Here is a 3309-nt window from a genome sequence, read left to right as displayed (position 1 = left end):
CGTCCATCGGGTCAAGGTCCACTCTTGCCGTGTTCTCCGCGAGCATCAGCGCCGCCGCGTCTTCGTCGCTAGCATCGAGGACGAACGCAGGAACTTTTGTCCACTTTAGAAGCTGGACAGCACGGAAGCGTCGCTCTCCGGCAATGAGCTGGAAGCCGGAGCCACTGCGCCGGACGCTGATCGGCTGGAGCAGCCCATGCTGCCCGATACTGTCAGCGAGACCTCGCAAGGCCTCGGGCTTGAAAACGGTTCGGTCGTTGCTACCCGCCACGATACTCGTGATGGGTAACTGCACGACCTTACTGGGGGCTGCTGGTACAGCCCGTGAAGATGTTTGCATTTTGGTTCTTTCTTGCGGTAAACTCCTGTTTGCTGCGTAGGTTCTTCGCAGCCGCCGGGGGGGGCTGGTATCTCCGCCCCGAACCAGTAACCTTGCCCTTGAGACTCGTCTTGAAGGCAGGGTTTCTTGTTTTCCACATCTATATTCTACCACTTTCTATTTATTCTTGCCATCAGAAACGAGTAGTTTCCGCGCGGAAAGTGACGGAAAATCACTATGGACGAAGGCAGTAAACAATCAGGCTGGCAACCCAAAACGGGACGAAGGCTCAAGCTCACCCGCGAGCTGCTGCACGAGATTGCCGCACGGATGGCGGGAGGGCTTTACTTCGATACGGCTTGTAGGCTCTGCTCCGTAGCACCGCGAACCGGCTTCTACTGGCTGGAGAAAGGGCGACACGTTCAGGAAAAGTATTCTGCCGACGAAGAGCCCGAAGACTCGGAAGAGCTGCTCTTTTTGCATTTTTTGCAGGCAGTAGAGAACGCGAAGGCCGAGGCAGAAGCTCGCTCGGTTCTGGGAATACGGGACGCGGCAAAAACCGACTGGAGAGCGCACGCGTGGTACCTGGAGCGGACGCAGGGCGACAAGTACGCCCCGAAGGAGCGCCACGTCCATGAGTTTGCCAAGTCTTCAGACGAGCGACTTGTCGCCGAGGCAGCGCGCCTTATTGGAGGAGGTTTCGCGCAGGCTCTCGGAGAAGCGCTTGGCGTTGAAGCCCAAGCTGCCACCGACACCGACGATTCGTGACGAGCAGACCGAGAGAATCATCTCCTCGTTCGCGGCATTCGTGCCCTTCGCCTGGCCGATCTTAGAGCCGGGAACCGACTACCTGCACAACTGGCACGTGGACTGCATCGCCGAGCATCTGGAGGCAGTGACAGCGGGCGAGATCCGCCACCTCGTCATCAACATCCCTCCCCGGATGATGAAAAGCACGCTGGTCACGATCATGTGGCCGGTGTGGGAATGGCTGAGTGAGCCGACACGCCGCTTTCTCTTTGACAGCTACTCGGCCAACCTGATGGAGACGCACTCCATCGCACGGCGGAACCTCATCGAGTCACCCGAGTTCCAGGCACGCTTCTGTGATCGCTTCCAGCTCGCCCACGACTCCAACAAGAAAGACGAGTTCTCCAACACGCAGCGCGGCACCATGATTGCCAACCGCACCGCCACGGGCAAAGGTGGCAACCGCGTGATTATAGACGACCCGCTTGACCCCGAGCAGGCGTTCAGCACCGCAGAGCGCGAAGCGGCGAACAGGCGCTTTACCCAAAAGCTCAGCTCGCGCCTCAACAACAAAAAGAAAGACTCGTTCGTGATCGTGATGCAGCGCGTTCACGAGAAAGACGTCTCCTCCATCGGGATCGCCCGTGGCTACTTTCACCTGAAGCTGCCTGTCGAAGCCCCGCACAAAACCATCATCTACTTCCCGCGCTCGGGTCGGGTGCTGGTTCGTCAACCAGGTGACTTGCTCTGGACAGACCGAGAAGGGCCGACTGAGATAGCGACGGCAAAGACCGACCTCGGGAGCTACGGCTTCGCGGGTCAGTACCAGCAGGAGCCCGCGCCCATTGAGGGCGGGATCATCAAGCGGGCCTGGTGGAAGTACTACCGTCAGTACCCCGGTAAGTTCGACGAGATCATCCAGAGCTGGGATCTAACCTTCAAAGACACATCGCACTCGGATCTGGTCGCCGGTCAGGTCTGGGGCAGGCTTGGCACGGACTTCTATCTCTTGGATTACGTCGCCGAGCGCATGGACTTTGTCGCCACGCTCTCAGCCATTCGCTCCATGAGCGCCAAGTGGCCGCGTGCGAAGACCATTCTGATTGAGGACGCCGCCAACGGCCCGGCAGTAGTCTCGGTGCTCAAGAAAGAGCTGAACGGCATTGTCACCTTCTCCCCTGCCGACTACGGCAGCAAAGAGGCGCGTGTCTTTGCGGTTAGTCCGACCGTTGAGGCGGGCAACGTCTACTTACCGCTCACCCAGAGCGCAGAGGGCGCTTGGATTCCTGCCTACTTTGTCGAGGACTTTGTGAGGCTCTGTGCGATGTTCCCGAACGCCGAGCACGACGACCCCGTGGACGCCTTCACGGCGGCGATCATCCGCATGAGCAACCTGCGCAAGAAGCGCGGCGTAACCAGCCAGAACTACCTACAGAATTGAGGTGTATGCCTTGGACGACGAGCTGCACAAATCTATCGAGCAGCAGCGAGAAGCCGCTCTGCCTGAAGCGTATCTGGTGCGCAAGTACCGAGCCTATGCACGGGGCAATCAGCCCATCAAGCTAACCGAGACGGAGCGCAAGTGCGTAGCCGGGATTCTGGGGAACCGCTTCTGCGACAACATCGTGGGCAAAGTTCTCTCCACCGTCTCAACCCGGTTGCGCTTCGCTCGCTGGACTTACGACGCGGGCAGTGAGACCACAACCCGCAGCGCTCTGGACTTTCTGACTAGCGTTCGGCAGAAGAACAGTCTGCTGGGCCTCGCCCACAAAGTTCACTGGTCCATGCTCCGGGACGGCGACTGCGCCCTGATGGTGAGCTGGAAGAACGGGAGCGATGCCACGAACGGGCGCGTGATGCTGACCCGCGAGCCATTCTGGGACGGTCAGACTGGCGTCTTTATCGCCTACGACACCGACGGCCAGGTGCTCTACGCCGTGAAGGACTGGTACGAAGCGGACGGAACCCTGCGCCGAAATCTCTACTACCCTGGCAGCATCTACAAGTACACGAAGAAGGCCAACAGCGACGCCTGGGAGCCGTACTACGACTTCCCCGTAGCTGTCGGGGAAGATCCTCTCTGGCCGATTCCGTGGCTCGATGCCAGCGATCAGCCGATTGGCGTGCCTTTCGTCCACTTTGCCAACCCGCTCTTTCCAAACGATGGCGAGGTAGCCGACGACGACGGCGAGCTGCTGGGTTCTAAGAGCGCGACCGAGCAGAGCCGTGCGAAAGCTTCG

At 59.6% G+C, this 3309-nt stretch carries 4 protein-coding genes; 3 read left to right on the top strand and 1 reads right to left on the bottom strand.

Annotation, left to right across the window (positions count from 1 at the left end):
* Positions 1 to 340, bottom strand: a 340-nt coding sequence (locus ACH2EH_RS19335; protein WP_395144230.1) for a ParB/RepB/Spo0J family partition protein, incomplete at its 3' end; no start/stop codon positions are given.
* 216 nt (positions 341 to 556) lie between these two features.
* Between ACH2EH_RS19335 and ACH2EH_RS19330 the strand changes: the two genes are divergently transcribed.
* The 3 genes from ACH2EH_RS19330 to ACH2EH_RS19320 form a co-directional block, all read left to right on the top strand.
* On the top strand, positions 557 to 1087 hold the full coding sequence (locus ACH2EH_RS19330; RefSeq protein ID WP_395144228.1) for a hypothetical protein: 531 nt from the start codon (positions 557 to 559) through the stop codon (positions 1085 to 1087).
* A complete protein-coding gene (gene terL, locus ACH2EH_RS19325; protein ID WP_395144226.1) occupies positions 1050 to 2510 on the top strand; it encodes a phage terminase large subunit in 1461 nt (486 codons plus the stop codon). The genes ACH2EH_RS19330 and terL overlap by 38 nt, the downstream gene beginning before the upstream one ends.
* Before the next feature lies 1 nt (position 2511).
* Positions 2512 to 3309, top strand: a 798-nt coding sequence (locus ACH2EH_RS19320; RefSeq protein WP_395144224.1) for a hypothetical protein, incomplete at its 3' end; no start/stop codon positions are given.

It is taken from the genome of Armatimonas sp. (assembly GCF_043760365.1).
Taxonomy (GTDB): domain Bacteria; phylum Armatimonadota; class Armatimonadia; order Armatimonadales; family Armatimonadaceae; genus Armatimonas.
Note: the sequence above shows the minus strand (reverse complement) of the source record. Positions and strands in the feature narration are given on the sequence as shown.

Excerpts from the sequence above, each read along its gene's own strand:
- ACH2EH_RS19330 (WP_395144228.1), top strand. The coding sequence starts at position 557 with ATGGACGAAGGCAGTAAACAATCAGGCTGGCAACCCAAAACGGGACGA.